At 74.6% G+C, this 16,558-nt stretch carries 14 protein-coding genes and 1 tRNA gene; 9 read left to right on the top strand and 6 right to left on the bottom strand.

Translation table 11 applies throughout. From position 1 onward, the window contains the following. Nucleotides 1–73 precede the first annotated feature (73 nt). A complete protein-coding gene (locus tag CUT44_RS09100; RefSeq protein ID WP_100200145.1) occupies nt 74–556 on the top strand; it encodes a Rieske (2Fe-2S) protein in 483 nt (160 codons plus the stop codon). 109 nt (nt 557–665) lie between these two features. Here the strand turns inward: CUT44_RS09100 and CUT44_RS09095 are convergent, their stop codons facing one another. Beyond that, nucleotides 666–1,700, bottom strand: a complete 1,035-nt coding sequence (locus CUT44_RS09095; RefSeq protein WP_100200144.1) for a LysR family transcriptional regulator — start codon at nt 1,698–1,700, stop codon at nt 666–668. 73 nt (nt 1,701–1,773) lie between these two features. Between CUT44_RS09095 and CUT44_RS09090 the strand changes: the two genes are divergently transcribed. Beyond that, nucleotides 1,774–2,832, top strand: a complete 1,059-nt coding sequence (locus tag CUT44_RS09090; RefSeq protein ID WP_100201656.1) for a DMT family transporter — start codon at nt 1,774–1,776, stop codon at nt 2,830–2,832. On the opposite strand, the gene CUT44_RS09085 is transcribed toward CUT44_RS09090, so the two are convergent. Next, on the bottom strand, nt 2,823–4,163 hold the full coding sequence (locus tag CUT44_RS09085; RefSeq protein WP_100201655.1) for an aminotransferase class I/II-fold pyridoxal phosphate-dependent enzyme: 1,341 nt from the start codon (nt 4,161–4,163) through the stop codon (nt 2,823–2,825). The genes CUT44_RS09090 and CUT44_RS09085 overlap by 10 nt on opposite strands. Nucleotides 4,164–4,261: 98 nt before the next feature. Here CUT44_RS09085 and CUT44_RS09080 point away from each other — a divergent pair, with 98 nt between their 5' ends. Beyond that, nucleotides 4,262–4,945, top strand: a complete 684-nt coding sequence (locus tag CUT44_RS09080) for a pyridoxamine 5'-phosphate oxidase family protein (RefSeq protein ID WP_100201654.1) — start codon at nt 4,262–4,264, stop codon at nt 4,943–4,945. Between the two features lie 45 nt (nt 4,946–4,990). Here CUT44_RS09080 and CUT44_RS09075 read toward each other — a convergent pair whose 3' ends face one another. The 3 genes from CUT44_RS09075 to CUT44_RS09065 form a co-directional block, all read right to left on the bottom strand. Then, nucleotides 4,991–5,953, bottom strand: coding sequence for a DMT family transporter (locus CUT44_RS09075; protein ID WP_233221331.1), 963 nt, complete (start codon nt 5,951–5,953; stop codon nt 4,991–4,993). Nucleotides 5,954–6,198: 245 nt separating this feature from the next. Next, the gene (locus CUT44_RS09070) at nt 6,199–7,254 is read right to left on the bottom strand and encodes an EamA family transporter (protein ID WP_100201653.1); all 1,056 of its coding nucleotides are present in this window, start codon (nt 7,252–7,254) and stop codon (nt 6,199–6,201) included. Between the two features lie 7 nt (nt 7,255–7,261). Then, nucleotides 7,262–7,858, bottom strand: a complete 597-nt coding sequence (locus CUT44_RS09065; RefSeq protein ID WP_199185665.1) for a Clp protease N-terminal domain-containing protein — start codon at nt 7,856–7,858, stop codon at nt 7,262–7,264. Between the two features lie 219 nt (nt 7,859–8,077). Between CUT44_RS09065 and CUT44_RS09060 the strand changes: the two genes are divergently transcribed. Genes CUT44_RS09060 through fdh form a run of 4 tightly spaced genes read left to right on the top strand, consistent with a single transcriptional unit; the run spans nt 8,078 to nt 14,011 of the window. Then, complete coding sequence (locus CUT44_RS09060; RefSeq protein WP_100201652.1) at nt 8,078–9,196, top strand: 4Fe-4S dicluster domain-containing protein; 1,119 nt, start codon at nt 8,078–8,080, stop codon at nt 9,194–9,196. Beyond that, the gene (gene nrfD, locus CUT44_RS09055; protein ID WP_233221329.1) at nt 9,193–10,314 is read left to right on the top strand and encodes an NrfD/PsrC family molybdoenzyme membrane anchor subunit; all 1,122 of its coding nucleotides are present in this window, start codon (nt 9,193–9,195) and stop codon (nt 10,312–10,314) included. The genes CUT44_RS09060 and nrfD overlap by 4 nt, the downstream gene beginning before the upstream one ends. A 52-nt stretch (nt 10,315–10,366) precedes the next feature. Further along, on the top strand, nt 10,367–10,684 hold the full coding sequence (locus CUT44_RS09050) for a hypothetical protein (protein WP_100201651.1): 318 nt from the start codon (nt 10,367–10,369) through the stop codon (nt 10,682–10,684). Nucleotides 10,685–10,717: 33 nt separating this feature from the next. After that, complete coding sequence (gene fdh, locus CUT44_RS09040; protein WP_199185664.1) at nt 10,718–14,011, top strand: formate dehydrogenase; 3,294 nt, start codon at nt 10,718–10,720, stop codon at nt 14,009–14,011. A 39-nt stretch (nt 14,012–14,050) separates the two neighbouring features. Here fdh and selD read toward each other — a convergent pair whose 3' ends face one another. Further along, nucleotides 14,051–15,166 (bottom strand): selenide, water dikinase SelD, encoded by a 1,116-nt coding sequence (selD, locus tag CUT44_RS09035; RefSeq protein WP_100201648.1) that lies wholly within the window; start codon nt 15,164–15,166, stop codon nt 14,051–14,053. A gap of 152 nt (nt 15,167–15,318) precedes the next feature. On the opposite strand from selD, the gene CUT44_RS09030 reads away from it, so the two are divergent. Continuing rightward, nucleotides 15,319–15,414, top strand: a tRNA-Sec gene (locus tag CUT44_RS09030). A 221-nt stretch (nt 15,415–15,635) separates the two neighbouring features. Continuing rightward, nucleotides 15,636–16,355: a L,D-transpeptidase family protein gene (locus tag CUT44_RS09025; protein WP_100201647.1), complete on the top strand. Its 720-nt coding sequence runs from the start codon at nt 15,636–15,638 to the stop codon at nt 16,353–16,355. Nucleotides 16,356–16,558: the final 203 nt, after the last annotated feature.

Here is a 16,558-nt window from a genome sequence, read left to right as displayed (position 1 = left end):
GCCCCGCGGTGCGTATGGCCCTGTGACCTCATCCCCACAGTCCTCGCACAGCAGGAAGCAGGGAAGTGCCCAGATGACCGACGCACCAACTCCACTGACCTCCAGGCGCTCCGTCCTCGCGGCGGCCGGCGCGGTCTCGCTCGCCACCACGCTCACCGCCTGCTCGGACTCCGACGACGGCTCGGGTTACGGCGACTCAGGCTCCGCCGACCAGCAGTCCGGCCAGTCGGGACAGGACCGGTCCGACGAGGCCGGTGGCGACGGCGGCGGCCAGGAGCTCGCCCAGGCCTCCGAGATCCCCGAGGGCGGCGGCGCGGTGTTCAAGGACCAGAAGGTGGTGGTGACCCAGCCGAATCCGGGTGAGTACAAGGCGTTCTCCGCGGTCTGCACGCACCAGGGGTGCCTGGTGAGTTCGGTGGCCGACGGCGCCATCGTCTGCTCCTGCCACAACAGCAGGTTCAGCATCGCGGACGGCTCGGTGCAGGGCGGCCCCGCCACCCAGCCGCTGGCGCAGGCGAACGTCTCGGTCGAGGGCGGTTCCGTACGGCTCGGCTGAGCCGCCGCTTCCCCGTCCCGTCCGTCCTGTCCGTCCTGTCCGTCCTGTCTCTCCTCTTCGCTCCCGCTCCGCCGCCCGCCCGTCCTGACCCGGGCGGGCGGCGGTCCGCTCACCGGCCGGCCGCCGGCCGGTCCCCCTCTTCCGGGACCGGAAGCCGGGCACCCTCCCCCCGGGCCGGAAGCCGGGCACCCTCCCCCCGGACCGGAAGCCGGGCACCCTCCCCCCGGACCGGAAGCCGGTCCTCGATGATGCCGTCCGCGGCGTCGCGCAGCGCCCGCACCGCGGCCCGGATGGACGGCCTGCGGTCGGCGTCCTCGCGCCAGACCGCGTAGACGTGCCGCTTCATCGGGTGCCGCACCGGGGCGACCGCGATGCCGCGGGGAAGCGGTCCGCGGCCCAGCCGCGGGGCGACGGCGACGCCGAGCCCGGCGCCCACCAGGGCGAGCTGGGTGGAGTGCTCCCCGGCCGTGTGGCACAGCTTGGGCTCGATGCCCTGGCCGCGCAGGGTGAACAGCAGCCAGTCGTGGCAGAACTCCCCGCCGGGCCAGGAGATCCACTCGTCGTCCGCGAAGTCCGCCAGTTCCACCCACTCGGCTCCGGCCCGGGGGTGGCCGGCGGGCATGGCCACATCGGCGAGGTCGTCCAGCAGCGGTGCCTTGGCCAGCCCGCCCGGCAGGGAGAGCGGACGGTTGTACCAGTCCAGGACGACCGCGAGGTCGATGTCCCCGCGCACCAGCGTCCGCACCGAGTCCTCGGGCTCCAACTCCCGCAGACGGACACGCAGCCGGGGGTGGTCGGCGCGCAGCGCGGCCAGGGCGGTGGGGAACAGCCCGCGGGCGGCGGTGGGGAAGGCACCCAGCACCAGTTCGCCGACGGCCTGGCCGCGGTGGGCCTCCAGCTCGGCCTCGGCGAGTTCGAGCTGGGAGAGGACGCGCCGGGCGTGGTCGGCCAGCAGCCGTCCGGCGTCGGTGAGCCGGATGCCGCGGCCGTTCCTGGCCAGGAGCTGCTGCCCGGTCTCCCGTTCCAGCTTGGCCATCTGCTGGGAGACCGCCGAGGTGGTGACGTGCAGCCCCTCGGCCGCGCCGCTCACCGATCCGTGGCGTGCGACGGCGCAGAGGATACGGAGCCGCTCCAGGTTCAACATGTAAGCGATGCTACTCGGTTGGGTGCAGAGAATCTCGCTTGTCCTTAACCGTTGAGCGCGCGATCGTAGCCACATGTCCGCCACCGCTCCCCTTCGCGGCGCCCCGGCCGCCGGCCCTCCCGCCCACCCCGCGCGCTCGTCCGCCGCTCCCGTCCGCCGTCCCGCCCTCGACTGGCGCCTCCGCTTCACCACCCTCTGCCTGATCTGGGGCTTCAGCTTCCTGCTGATCAAGGTCGGCACCCAGGGGTACGCCCCGCTCCAGGTCACCCTGGGCCGGATGGTGTTCGGCACGGCGGTCCTCGGCGCGGTACTGCTGCTGCGCCGGGAGCGGCTGCCGCGCGGGGCACGGACCTGGGGGCACCTGACCGTCGCCGCCTTCCTGCTGAACGCGCTGCCGTTCACCCTCTTCGCCTACGCCGAGCTGACCGTCTCCTCCACGCTGGCGGGCATCTGCAACGCCACCACCCCGCTGTGGAGCATGCTGCTCTCGCTGGCCGCCCTCTCCGACGACCGGCCGACCAGGCGCGGCGTCGCCGGACTCGGCATCGGTTTCGCCGGGGTCCTGATCGTGCTCGGCGCCTGGCGAAGCCTCACCGGACAGGGCATCGGGCACGACGCCACCGGAACGGTCCTGGCGCTGGTGGCCTCGGCGAGCTACGCGGTCGGCTGGGCCTACGTCCGGCGCACGCTGGCGAACACCGGTGGTTCGAACCTGGCGATGTCCGCCTCGCAGCTCTTGCTGGGCACGGCCCAACTGGCCGTCGTCACCCCGCTGTTCACCTCCTTCCCGACCGCGTTCCCGGTGGGGCCGCTGCTGGCCGTGGCCGCGCTGGGCGTACTGGGCACCGGGGTCGCCTTCCTGCTGCAGTACGGGCTGGTGGCCGAGATCGGACCGACCAGGGCCACCCTGGTCACCTACTTCATCCCGGTGATCGCCACCGCGGCGGGGGTCGCGCTGCTGGGCGAGCGGCTCACCTGGAACACCCCCGTGGGCGCGCTGGTCGTGCTGGCCGGCGCGGCGCTCACCCAGGGCGGGGCGCGGCGGGCGGGCCGGCGGGCGCGGACGTGGCCGGCCCTCCGGCCCGCCCGGCGCGCCCCGCTCCGGCTCCCGGGGAGCGGACCTCAGCCGTAGCGTCTGGGCTCACCGGGCCGGACGGCCGCCGCCACCGCGTCGGCGAGCGGTCCGATGTCGTGGGCGGCCAGGTCCGAGACGGTCAGCCGGATGCCGGGCGGCGAGTCGATCCGGAACCGGGCACCCGGGGCGGCGGCCCATCCGGCGCGCAGCAGCCGGGCCACCGCACCGGTCTCGTCGGGGACCGGCACCCACACGTTCATCCCGCTGCGTCCGTGCGCCGCCAGGCCGCGCGCCCGGAGCGCACCGGCCAGGGCGTCACGGCGGGCGCCGTAGGAGCGGGCCACCGCGTCGGGGTCGACGGCGCGGCTCTCCCACAGGGCGGTGACGGTGTGCTGGAGCAGGTGGCTGACCCAGCCGGGCCCGAGCCGCTGCCGCCCGCCCAGCCGGCCGACGGTGATCTCGTCGCCGGTCAGTACGGCCAGCCGCAGGTCGGGGCCGTACGCCTTGGCGGTGGAGCGCACCAGCAGCCAGTGCCGTGCGGGACCGTCCGCGCCGGCCAGGGGGTGCAGGGGGAGATCGACGATGCCGTGCCCGTGGTCGTCCTCGACCAGCAGGACGCCGGGGTGGCCGGCCAGCACCCGGCGCAGTTCCCGGGCCCGCTCCGCGGTGACGGCCGCACCGGTCGGGTTCTGCGCCCGGTCGGTGACGACGAGCGCCCGCGCGCCGGTCCGCAGCGCCCGCTCCACCGCGTCCGGCAGCGGACCGTCGTCGTCCAGGGCGACCGGCACCGTCCGCAGGCCGAGCGCCGGGACCAGGTCCAGCAGACTCCCCCAGCCCGGATCCTCGACGGCGACCGCGTCCCCCGGCCGCAGATGGGCCAGCAGCGCCCGCTCGATGGCGTCCAGGGAGCCGGAGGTGACCGCGACGGGTCCGGCCGGCACCCCGTCGGCGTCGAACGCGGCCCGGGCGAGCCGGGCCAGGGAAGTGGTGACGGCCAAGTCCCCGTAGCGCGCCGGCCGCTCCCGGTGGCGGGCCGCGGCGGCGGTGAGCGCGGCGTCCAGCGGCGGCAGCAGCGCCAGGTCCGGGTTGCCCGTGGAGATGTCGCGCGCGCCCTCGGGTGCCTCGACCCCGATCATCTCGCGGGAGGTGCTCGCCGGGCGCGGCCGGATCCGGCTGCCGCGCCGTCCGGCCGTCTCGATCACCCCGCGCTCGCGCAGCAGCCGGTAGGCGGCGGCGACCGTGTTGGGGTTCACGCCCAGTCCGGCCGCCAGTTCCCGCATCGGCGGCAGCCGCTGCCCGGGCGCCAGTTCCCCCGATCCCACCCCGCGCTCCACGCCGGCGGCGATCTCGGCTGCGCGCCGCCCTTCGATCCGATATTCTCCTAGCACAGAAACAATTATGCACTATTACAAAAGGTCGGAACAAGCCGGAGACAAGTCGACGCATCGACGAGTCGACGGGGAGACAGACACAGAAAGTGAGTGCCATGTCCGCCACCGCCCCGGGGAGCGCCTACGCACCCACCGAGCGCACGATCCCGAGCCGCGGCCGCAAGCGCGCCACGTACGACCGCGCGCTGGTGCACGCGATCCTCGACGAGGGGTACGTCTGCCACCTCGGCTTCGTCCGTGACGGCGCGCCGGTCGTGCTGCCCACCCTCTACGCCCGGGTCGGCGAGCGGCTGTACGTCCACGGCTCCACCGGCTCCCGCCCGCTGCGCGCGGCGGGCGGCCCGGACGGCGGCTCGGGGGACGGGCTGCCCGTGTGCCTGACGGTGACCCATCTGGACGGCCTGGTACTGGCCCGCTCCGCCTTCCACCACTCCGTCAACTACCGCTCGGTGGTGGTGCACGGCACCGCCCGGGAGGTGACCGGCCCGGCCGAGCGGGCGGCGGCGCTCGACGCCCTGGTCGACCAGGCGGTCCCCGGGCGCTCTGCCGACACCCGCCCGCCCAGCGCCCGGGAGCTGGCCGCCACCGCCGTCGTCGCCCTGGACCTGGCGGAGGTCTCGGCGAAGGTGCGCACCGGCGGCCCGAACGACGAGCCGGAGGATCTGGGTCTCCCCCACTGGAGCGGCGTCCTGCCGGTGCGCCGGACCTTCGGCCCGCTCGTCCCCGCCGACGACCTGGCGCCGGATGTCGCGGTGCCCGACTACCTCGCCGCGTTCTGAGCGGGCGGGCGCGGGGCCCCGCGCCCGCCCGCCGCACCGGGCCCCTCAGGCCCCGGCCACCGCCCGGGACGTCCGCCGCTCGCCGGCGGACGAGCGGGCCTCGGCCACCGCCAGCCCCGTCACGGCGGCCAGCAGCAGCGCAGTGCCCAGCAGCATCGCCGTGGTGAGCCGTTCGCCCAGCAGCACGACGGCGATCACGGCCGCGCTCACCGGCTCGATGAGCATGATCACCGAGGCGGTGGCGGCCCGGACGACCGCCGCGCCGGCGAAGTACAGCGCATACGCCAGGGCGGTGGGCACCGCCGCCGTGTACGCCAGCAGGGTCAGCACCCACAGCGGGTCGACGGCGGCCCGCGGCAGCAGCCCCTCGGCCAGGGCCAGCGGCAGCAGGCACACCGCGCCGATGCCGAACGCCCAGGTGGTCGTGGTGTACGGGTCGCCTCCACCACCGTCCCGGCCCATCCACCGGGTCAGCAGGGTGATGGCGGCGTACCCGGAGGCGGACAGCAGCGCCAGGCCCACGCCCAGCGGCCGCACCGTGGCCCCGCCGCCACCCAGGCACAGCACCACCAGACCGGCCAGCGCCCCGAGGACGGCCGCGAGGCCGCCCCGGCCCAGCCGCTCACCCATCGTCAGCCGGGCGCCGAGCGCGATCAGCACGGGCCCGGCGCCGAGGGTGACGACCGTGCCGACCGCCAGTCCGGTGGTCTGCACCGCCGCGAAGTAGGCGGTCTGGAACAAGGTGAGCCCCAGCCCGGTGGCCACGGTCCGCGCCACCCGGCGGCGGCGCGGCTCCCGGAGGGCGGGGACGGGGACGGTGCGGCCGCGCCGGGCCGCGCGCAGCGGGAGGAACGCCAGCAGCAGGGCGATCCCCCCGACGTAGCGCCAGAACGACAGGGCGACGGGGCCCAGGTCACTGGCGCGGTACAGCAGGGCGGCCGCGGCACCGGCGGTGCCCCAGGCGATGCCGGCGACGGCCAGGTACAGCAGGCCGCGCCGCACCGGCAGGGCGCCGGCGGGCCCGGCGACAGAAGCGGAGCCACTGGTTCCGGCAGCGGCGCCGACGGCGGGGGCAGGGGAGACGGAATTCGACACGTGTGAGTACTCCGCGTACCTCGGGAGGTGGTCTGTGGTCCCGTACGCGGGCAGCGGCGGTCCGGCCGGCGGCGCGACGACGCCCCGGCGCGGATCCTCTGCGGCGGCCCGCCCTGTCAGGCGGGAGGCGGCAACACGGTCAAATGCACGTTCGCACCTTACGAGGCGGAGTCCGCGCGGACAACCGCTCCTCCCGCCCCGCCTCCTGTGCCGTCTCCCACACCCTCCCGCCCCGGCGTGCCGTCACCGCCTACCGGTTCCGTCACCGGCACGGCGGGGGCCGCCGCCGGCGTGGCGCGCTGCGCGACGTACGCCCCGGCGAGCACCACGGCACCGCCCAGCAGCTGTACCGCCGACAGCCGCTCGCCGAGCAGCACCCAGGCCAGCACGGTGGCCACCACCGCCTCCAGACAGGCCACCACCCCCGCCACCTGCGGCGAGAGTCTGCGCACCGAGATCACCCCGGTCAGATACGCGACCACGGTCGCCACCAGCACGATCCAGACCAGCAGCGCGACGGCGGGCACCTGCAGGCCGGCGAGCTGGGCCCGCCCCCCGAGCACCGGCCAGGCCATCTCCCACGGCCGGGCCACGACCGTCAGCACGAGCGCGCCGATCAGCAGTCCGTACGCGACGACGCCCAGCGGATCGGGGGCCGCGCCGCCGTCGGTGCCGTGGTCCGACAGGACGAAGTAGCCGACCTGGCAGCAGGCCGCACCCAGCGCGAGCAGCAGGCCGAGCGGGTCGAAGCCGAGCCCGGCCCAGATCTCCACCACACAGGCCAGTCCGCCGACGGCGAGCACCACCCCGATCCCCGCGGCCCGGGACACCGGCCGCCGCCGGACGAAGCGCACCCAGCCGAGCACGAGCGCGGGCGCCAGGTACTCGACCAGCAGCGCCACCCCGACCGGGATGCGGGAGATCGCCGCGAAGTAGCAGGCCTGCACGCCCGCGACGGCCAGTAGTCCGAAACCGGCCAGCAGCACCGGGTGCCGCAGCGGCAGGGCGCGGTGGCGCCAGGCGAGCGGCAGGAGCAGCACGGCGGCGCCGGCGACTCTGAGCCAGGTGACGTGCAGCGGTTCGAGGCCCGCGTTGATCAGTGGCTTCGCCGCCGGTCCGGAGCCACCGAAGGCGACGGCGGAGAGCAGCGCGAGGGTGAGCCCGGCGCTCCGGACGGAAGGGCCGTGGGCGGTCTGCGGCTTCGAGTCGGACACCGGCCCATCATGACAGGCCGACAGGAGTGTCAGCAACTACACTCCTGACAACGGGCTCGGCGGCGGACGGCGCCGGGGGTGCCACGGGCGGCACACCCGCACGGCGCAGCACCTCCACCGCCCGGCAGCACGGGTCGGCGACCAGCGCGTCCAGCAGGTCCACGCCCTCCGCCCGGTCGCCGCCCCGCGCCCGTGCCCGCTCCAGCGCGTCCTCCAGCGCCGTCACCGCCGCCGGGGACCAGCCGGACGGCCCACGGCCGCGGCCGTCCGGAGCCGTCCCCGCCCCGTCGGCCGCGCCGTGCCGGGCGGGACGGGGACCGGCTCCCTCCACCGCCCGCTGCCAGCGCATCCCGTAGCCGATGCTGCGCTGCGCCAGGTAGCCGAGGACCCTCGTCAGCCGTGCCGGACCGCCGAGAGAGCCCCGCACGGCCGGATCGGACTCCAGCAGACCGTGCAGCAGATGGGCGGTGTCCACGTACCGGTCGCCGCCCCGCCCGGCGCGGCGGCGCGCGCTCGACAGCGCGGAGGCCAGTTCCGGGCTCAGCGGATGACCGCCCGGCGGGCCCTCGCCCGCCGGGCTCCGGGAAGGAGTACGGCTGTGCACGGTCCCACCCCATCACCTCCTCCGGCCCCCCGGCATCCGCGCCGGGGGCCATTCACCTCTACTCCCCTGGTCGGGGCGGACGGTGTGTCCCCTCCTCCCCGGGATGGACGGCCGGGTCGTCCCCCTCCGGTTTTCCCCGACCCGTTTCGGCCCGCCGGGTGCAGGGAACCCCTGGGCAGCACGACCGCCGAGCGGCCACGGAAGGGAGACACCGCCCCCATGACCGACGCCCCAGCCCACGGCCGGGACACCGGACCACCGTCGGCGCCGTCGACGTCTGGTCTGCTCCACGGCGAGCAGCCGGCCGCCGACGGCCCCGCCGGTGCCGCGGGCCACCGCGACCACCCACCGCGCATGGGCTTCTTCACCGACACCTCGGTCTGCATCGGCTGCAAGGCCTGCGAGGTGGCCTGCAAGGAGTGGAACGCCATCCCCGAGGACGGCCTGGAACTGACGGGCATGTCCTACGACAACACCCAGGGACTGAGCGCCTCCACCTGGCGGCACGTCGCCTTCATCGAGCAGCGCAAGCCGCTGGGAGGCCAGCAGCCGGGCACCGGCCACGGAGCGCACGGCGGCCATGACGGCGGAAAGGACGGACCCGGCGGGGCGGAGGGCGTCGACGTCTTCGCCGCCGCCGGACGACTGGGGGAGACCTCCGCCCCCTCCCCCGGACCGGGCGCCACCGCTCCCGCGCCGGACACCGCCGGGAACACTCCGCCGGGCGCCCCCACCGGAGAGGTCTCCCCCCTCGCGCCCGACGGACGCACCGAGCTGCGCTGGCTGATGGCCTCGGACGTGTGCAAGCACTGCACCCACGCCGGCTGCCTGGACGTGTGCCCCACGGGCTCGCTGTTCCGCACCGAGTTCGGCACCGTCGTCGTCCAGGAGGACATCTGCAACGGCTGCGGCTACTGCGTCCCCGCCTGCCCCTACGGGGTGATCGACCAGCGGAAGGAGGACGGCCGGGCCTGGAAGTGCACCCTGTGCTACGACCGGCTGGGCGAGGGCATGGAACCGGCCTGCGCCAAGGCGTGCCCCACCGACTCCATCCAGTTCGGCCCCGTGGACGAGCTGCGCGAGCGGGCCGCGTCCCGGGTGGCGCAAATGCACGCCGCCGGAGTGCCCGACGCCCGGCTGTACGGCGCGGACCCCGACGACGGTGTCGGCGGCGACGGCGCCTTCTTCCTCCTGCTCGACGAGCCCGAGACCTACGGGCTGCCACCCGACCCGGTCGTCCCCACCCGGGACCTGCCCTCGATGTGGCGGCACGCGGCCGCGGCCGCCGGTGCGATGGCCGCCGGGGTGGCTGCCTGCTTCCTGGGGAGGCGCCGGTGAGCGACCACGACCGCGATCACGACCGCGACCGCACCGAACCGGGCGGCACGGGCCAGGCGCCGCCCGGCCGCCGGGCCGCCACCGGGCAGGGCGGCGGCAGGCACCGCCGCAGGCGCCGCCGCGGGGAGCAGCCCGTCGTACCGGAGGCGGAGTTCACCTCGTACTACGGCATGCCGGTCCTCAACCGGCCCACCTGGAAGGCCCTCGACATCGCGGGCTACCTCTTCCTCGGCGGTGTGGCCGGCGGATCCTCACTGCTGGCCGCCGGAGCACAGGCCACCGGACGGCCCGCCCTGGCCCGGTCCGCGAAGATCGGGGCACTGGGGGCCGTCTCCGCGTCCGCCGTGGCGCTGGTCCACGACCTGGGACGCCCGGCGCGTTTCCACCACATGCTGCGGGTCGCCAGGCCCACCTCCCCCATGAGCATGGGCTCCTGGCTGCTGGCCGTCTACGGCCCGCTGGCCGGGATCGCCGCCACGACCGAGGTCGCCGGGGTGTTCCGGCGCACCGGCGCCGCGGCCACCGCGGGCGCGGCCCTGCTCGGACCGGCCGTGGCCTCCTACACGGCCGTGCTGATCTCCGACACGGCCGTGCCCACCTGGCACGAGGGCTACCGGCAGCTGCCGTTCGCCTTCGCCGGCTCGGCGACCGCGGCGGCCGGCGGACTGGGCATGCTCGCCGCTCCCGTGGCGCAGGCCGGCCCGGCGCGGCGCGCCGCCGCCCTCGGAGCGGCGCTGGAGCTGGGCGCCACCGAGGTGATGGAGCGCCGTATGGGCCTGGCCGCGGAGCCGCTGCGGCAGGGGCGGGCCGGTCTGCTGATGCGCGCCTCCAAGGTGCTCACCGCGGCCGGTGCCGCCGCGGGCCTGCTGGCCGGGCGCCGCAACAGGACGGCCGCGGCGCTCTCCGGCGCGGCCCTGCTGGCCGGTTCGGCGGCCCTGCGGTTCGGGTTCTTCCACGCGGGGGTGGCCTCCGCCGAGGACCCGAAGTACACGGTCGTCCCGCAGCGGGAACGGTTGCGGAAACGGGAGCAGGAGCGGGAGCAGGAGCGGGAGCAGGAGCGGGAGCGGCGCGAGGAGTCGCCGGGCGGGGGCGGAGGAAGCGCGGAGGCGGGCGTTTGACCAGGGGAGACCGGGGTACTCCGGGGGACCGGTGACGAGGGAGGCTGGTGCGGTGCCCACACGTGAGCAGGTGCTGCGGCTGCTGGAGTCCGGCCTGGACTACGGCGCCGCCGCCGAGCGGCTGGGCGTGTCCCCGGGGCAGGCGTACCTGATCGCGACCGGTCTGCCGGCCGACGGCGGCGACTCCGTGACCGTCTCCCAGGCGCGCAGGCCCGGCGTGTCGCGCGACAGCACGCAGGAGATGTCGCACGCCCGGTCCGCCGCCCCAAACGCCCGGGAGACGGTCCACCGCTGGCTGCGGCAGCGGGCCCGCTCGGACGGGCAGATGCGCCGGGCGGCCCGGCGCGGCACGGCACAGGACGAAGCGTAGGGACGACAGCGGGAACAGCGAGGGAAGGCGATCGTGGGCATCCGAACCTGGATCGAGTCCTGGCCGGTCTACCGGCAGCTCACCGGCGACGATCCGCTGGGCCGCGGCGCCGCCGCCCAAAGCGGGCACACCGCGCGGCTCACCCCCCGGGTCCGCACCGCGGACAAGGTGGTGAAGTCCGTCTGCCCGTACTGCGCGGTCGGCTGCGGCCAGAACGTCTACGTGGAGGACGGGAAGGTCACCCAGATCGAGGGCGACCCGGACTCCCCCGTCTCCCGTGGCCGGCTGTGCCCCAAGGGCGCGGCGTCCCTCCAGCTCACCACCGGCTCCGCCCGGGCCGACCAGGTGCTCTACCGGCGGCCGTACGGCACCGAGTGGGAACCCCTGGACCTGGACACGGCGATGGACATGATCGCCGACCGGGTGATCGAGGCCCGCCGGTCCGGCTGGCAGGAGGAGCACGAGGGGAGGCGGGTGCGGCGCACCATGGGCATCGCGAGCCTGGGCGGCGCCACACTCGACAACGAGGAGAACTACCTGATCAAGAAGCTGTTCACGGCGCTGGGCGCGGTGCAGATCGAGAACCAGGCCCGTATTTGACACTCCTCCACGGTCCCCGGTCTGGGGACCTCGTTCGGCCGCGGCGGCGCGACCACCTTCCAGCAGGACCTGCAGAACTCGGACTGCATCGTCATCCAGGGTTCGAACATGGCCGAGTGCCACCCGGTGGGATTCCAGTGGGTGATGGAGGCCAAGGCCCGCGGCGCGAAGGTGATCCACGTCGATCCGCGGTTCACCCGCACCAGCGCGCTGGCCGATGTGCACGTGCCGCTGCGCGCGGGCAGTGACATCGTCTTCCTCGGCGCGATCGTCAACCACGTCCTGAGTGAGGAGAAGTACTTCCGCGACTACCTCGTGGCGTACACCAACGCGCCGGTGATCCTGCGGGAGGACTTCCAGGACACCGAGGACCTCGACGGCGTCTTCTCCGGCCTGGACGAGGAGCACCGCGCCTACGACGCGAGCAGCTGGCAGTACGAGGGGATGCACGCGCAGGCGGCCTCCGGGCACCGCGAGCAGGGCTACCCGCGCAGCGACGGCGAATCCGACCGGGCCGGGGAGGGCTCCGAGGAGGACTCCGAGGAACTCACCCAGGAGGCCCGCGGCGAGTCCCACGGCTCCGGAGGCGCCGGCATCGGCGAGGGCAGGCCGCGGCGGGACGAGACGCTCGGCGACCCGCGGTGCGTCTTCCAGGTGCTCAAACGGCACTTCGCCCGGTACACGCCGGAGCTGGTGGAGGAGGTCTGCGGCGTGCCGCGCGACCTTTTCGAGGAGGTCTGCGCGCTCGTCACCGAGAACTCGGGCCGGGACCGCACCACGGCGATCGCCTACGCCGTCGGCTGGACCCAGCACACGGTCGGCGTGCAGTACATCCGGACCGCGGCGATCCTGCAGACCCTGCTGGGCAACATCGGACGTCCGGGCGGCGGCATCCTCGCCCTGCGCGGGCACGCCTCGATCCAGGGCTCGACCGACATTCCGACGCTGTTCAACCTGTTGCCCGGCTACATCCCGATGCCGCACGCCCACACCGGCCCCGACCTCGACACCTTCGTGGACGCCGAGGCCGGCAAGAAGGGTTACTGGGGCGACATGCGGGCCTATCTGGTGAGCCTGCTCAAGGCGTACTGGGGGCCTGCCGCGACGGAGGACAATGACTTCTGCTTCGACTACCTGCCACGGCTGACCGGCTCGCACGACACCTACACCACCGTGCGCAACCAGCTGGAGGGCGTCTGCAAGGGCTACTTCCTGATGGGCGAGAACCCCGCGGTGGGCTCGGCCAACGCCAGGATGCAGCGCCTGGGCATGGCGAACCTGGACTGGCTGGTGGTGCGCGACTTCTCCCTCATCGAGAGCGCCACCTGGTGGAAGGACGGGCCCGAGACCGAGACGGGCGAGCTGCGCACCGAGGACATCGGCACCGAGGTGTTCTTCCTGCCCGCCGCCTCGCACACCGAGAAGGACGGCAGCTTCACCAACACCCAGCGCATGCTCCAGTGGCGCCACAAGGCGGTGGAGTCGTCCGGGGACGCGCGCAGCGACCTGTGGTTCACGTACCACCTCGGACGGATCATCCGGGAGAAGCTGGCCGGTTCCGCCGACGAGACGGACCGCCCGGTCCTGGACCTCACCTGGGACTACCCGGTCCACGGCGAGCGGGCCGAGCCGGAGGCCGAGGCCGTCCTCGCCGAGATCAACGGCTTCGACGCCGAGGGGCGGCCGCTGTCGGCCTACACCCAGCTGAAGGATGACGGCTCCACGGCGTGCGGCTGCTGGATCTACTGCGGCGTCTACGCCGACGGCGTCAACCAGGCGGCGCGCCGCAAGCCGGGGAAGCAGCAGAACTGGGTCGCCCCCGAGTGGGGCTGGGCCTGGCCCGCCAACCGGCGGATCCTGTACAACCGGGCGTCGGCCGATCCCGACGGCAGGCCCTGGAGCGAGCGCAAGGCACTGGTGTGGTGGGACGAGGAGAAGGGTGAGTGGACCGGACACGACATCCCGGACTTCCCCAAGGAGCGGCGCCCGGACCACGTACCGGCCGAGGACGCCCAGGGTCCCGAGGCGCTGTCGGGCACCGACGCCTTCGTCATGCAGGCCGACGGAAAGGCCTGGCTGTACGTGCCGGCCGGTCTGCTGGACGGGCCGCTGCCGGCGCACTACGAGCCCCAGGAGTCGCCGTTCACCAACCCGCTCTACCGGCAGCAGCGCAACCCCGTGCGGATCGTGGGCAAGCCCCACCCGGCCAACCGCTACCAGCCCAGCGGCGCGGAGCCGGGCTCGGAGGTGTTCCCGTACGTGGCGACCACCTACCGGCTCACCGAGCACCACACCGCGGGCGGCATGTCCCGGTGGCAGCCGTACCTCTCGGAGCTCCAGCCGGAGTTCTTCTGCGAGATCTCGCCCGGGCTGGCGGCCGAGCGGGGCCTGGAGCACCTGGGCTGGGCGACGATCGTCAGCGCCCGGACCGCGATCGAGGCCCGGGTGCTGGTGACCGACCGGATGGTGCCGCTCACGGTGCAGGGCCGGGCCGTGCACCAGATCGGTCTGCCCTACCACTGGGGGCCCAACGGCTACTCACGCGGTGACGCCGCCAACGAGCTCCTCCACATCTCCCTGGACCCCAATGTCCACATCCAGGAGACCAAGGCGCTGACCTGCGACATCCGTCCGGGGCGCCGCCCACGCGGTCCGGCCCTGCTCGACATGCTGCGCGAGTACCGCCGGCGGGCGGGCATCACGGAGGAGACGGGTACGCAGATCTGACGGGCCGCCGGGGTGACGGGCCGCCGCCCCGGCGGTCCGTCACCTCCCCTCCGGCCACCGGCCCCCGCGCCGCCCGCGGTCCCGGCCGGCGGACGGGAGGACTCGGCGGACCACCACGGTGTGCTCCCCCGCCGGCACCAGCTCGCCGATCACCGGCGCGCCCGGGACCTCTCCGGCCACCAGCAGCCCGCCGGAGGTCTGGGCGTCGGCCAGCAGCAGCCGGGTGTGCTCGTCCGCGCCGCCGAAGTCGGTGTGCGGGGCGACCCAGTCGAGGTTGCGGCGGGTGCCGCCACTGACGTAGCCGTCGCGCACCGCCTCCCGGGCCCCGTCCAGGTACGGGACGGCGGCGGGATCCAGCACGGCGCTCACCCCGGAGGCGCGCGCCAGTTTGTGCAGATGACCCAGCAGCCCGAAACCGGTGACGTCCGTGGCGCACCGCGCTCCCGCCGCCAGGGCCGCCTCGGAGGCGTCCCGGTTGAGCGCCGCCATGGTCTCCACCGCGTGTTCGAAGAACTCACCGGTGGCCTTGTGCCGGTTGTTGAGCACGCCCAGGCCGAGCGGCTTGGTCAGCGACAGCGGCAGCCCGGGCCGGCCGGCGTCGTTGCGCAGCAGCCGTTCGGGGTCGGCGATCCCGGTGACGGCCATGCCGTACTTGGGCTCAACGTCGTCGACGCTGTGCCCGCCGCCGACATGGCAGCCCGCCTGCCCGGCGACCTCCAGTCCGCCGCGCAGCACCTCCCTGGCCAGCTCGAACGGCAGCTTCTCCCGGGGCCAGCCCAGCAGGTTCACCGCCACCAGGGGACGGCCGCCCATGGCGTAGACGTCGGAGAGCGCGTTGGCGGCGGCGATCCGTCCCCAGTGGTACGGGTCGTCCACGACGGGGGTGAAGAAGTCCGCGGTGGCGATGACGGCGGGCCCGCCCGCCGGGCCGGGCAGCCGTACGGCCGCCGCGTCGTCCCCGGTGTCCAGCCCGACCAGCAGTTCCCCGGCGGGCCGCGCGGCCGGCACCGCCCCCACCAGCCCGGCCACGGCCTCCTCCAGCTCCCCGGGCGGGATCTTGCAGGCGCAGCCGCCCCCGTGCGCGTACCGCGTCAGCCGTACGGGCGCCTCCTGTGCCGGGGCATCCGGGCCGGCCGTCTCGCTCCGGGTGTACATCGTGTCCCCTCTCACCGCTCTCAGCGGCTCCCGCCGCATGCCGCGGCACCGACTGCCCCGTGATCACCACCCGAAACACCGGGGCGGAGATTGACTCCCCGGAAGCCGAGGGGTTTGGATGATCCCTGCGGCGGGCACGCGCCTGCCCGCGTGGAGGCGTATGGGTGCCTGGTGGCCCTCCCGGTCTTCAAAACCGAGGTGCCCGAGGATCTCGGGCAGGCGGGTTCGATTCCCGTCCGCCTCCGCCACCCGCTCCCCTCCTTCCCCCTCCCCCTCCCCCTCCCCCGTCACCGCGCGGCGGACGTTCCCGTGCGTTCCCGCGCAACCGAACGCCGCGTTCCGCTGTCTGAGTCCCCCGGGAGGACGGTGCCGGCGTTCCGCGCCCGCCGTCTCCCCGGCGCGCACCACCGGACGCGGCCGGCACCGGGCCGTCCACGACGCGGTGCGCGGGGAGGGAGAAGACCCGCACATGGGCATATCCGCGGCCACCGGCCGCAGACACCGGCGCAGACTCGTGGCGCTGTTCACCACCGCGGTGGTGGCCGCCCCCCTGGCCGTCCTGGCCGGTGCGACCCCGGTGCAGGCGGCGCCCGCCTGCACCAAGAGCACCGGCTCCCACCAGAAGAAGGTGGAGGGCTTTCTGGGGCTCAAGACGGACGGACGGCAGTCGGCCGAGGACTGCAAGAAGATACGCAGCTTCCAGACCAAGCACGGCATTCGGCCGAACATCGGCTACGCCGGCCCCGTCACCTGGGGCGTGATGAACCTGATGAACAAGCAGAAGGCCGCCGGGAAGAACCCGAACAAGGCCGGCAAGTGCCCGACGAACAAGGGCCGCATCGCCTGCGTGGACCTCACCCGCCAGCTGAGCTGGATCCAGGACGGGAAGAAACTCGTCAAGGGCCCCTTCCCGGTCCGCACCGGGCGCGACAGGTACGAGACGCGCACCGGCGCCAAGAAGGTCTACTGGCGCAACAGGAACCACTGGTCGACGCTCTACGACGTGGCCATGCCCTACAGCCAGTTCTTCGACGGCGGGCAGGCGTTCCACTCCATCAAGGGCAGCGTGTGGTCGCCGCCGGGTTCGCACGGCTGCGTCAACATGCGGCCGGCGGACGCGGCGGCGTACTGGAAGCTGCTGAGGAACGGCGACGACGTGCACGTGTACGGGCGCAAGCCGGGTACCTGACGGCGCGTCGGATACGGTGCCCGGCCGGCCACCTCGGGTGGCCGGCCGGGCACCTCGGGTGGCCGGCCGGGCACCGGTGCGTCCACGACGCGTTCACCGTGCGGCCACGGCCACGGGCACCGGAACCGGGCGGACCGGTGGGCGGCCATGTCCCGCCACACCACCACAAGGTGTGAAAACGGTGTCACCGGGTGCGAGGAGGA

Source organism: Streptomyces carminius (assembly GCF_002794255.1).
GTDB classification, from domain to species: Bacteria; Actinomycetota; Actinomycetes; order Streptomycetales; family Streptomycetaceae; genus Streptomyces; species Streptomyces carminius.
Note: the sequence above shows the minus strand (reverse complement) of the source record. Positions and strands in the feature narration are given on the sequence as shown.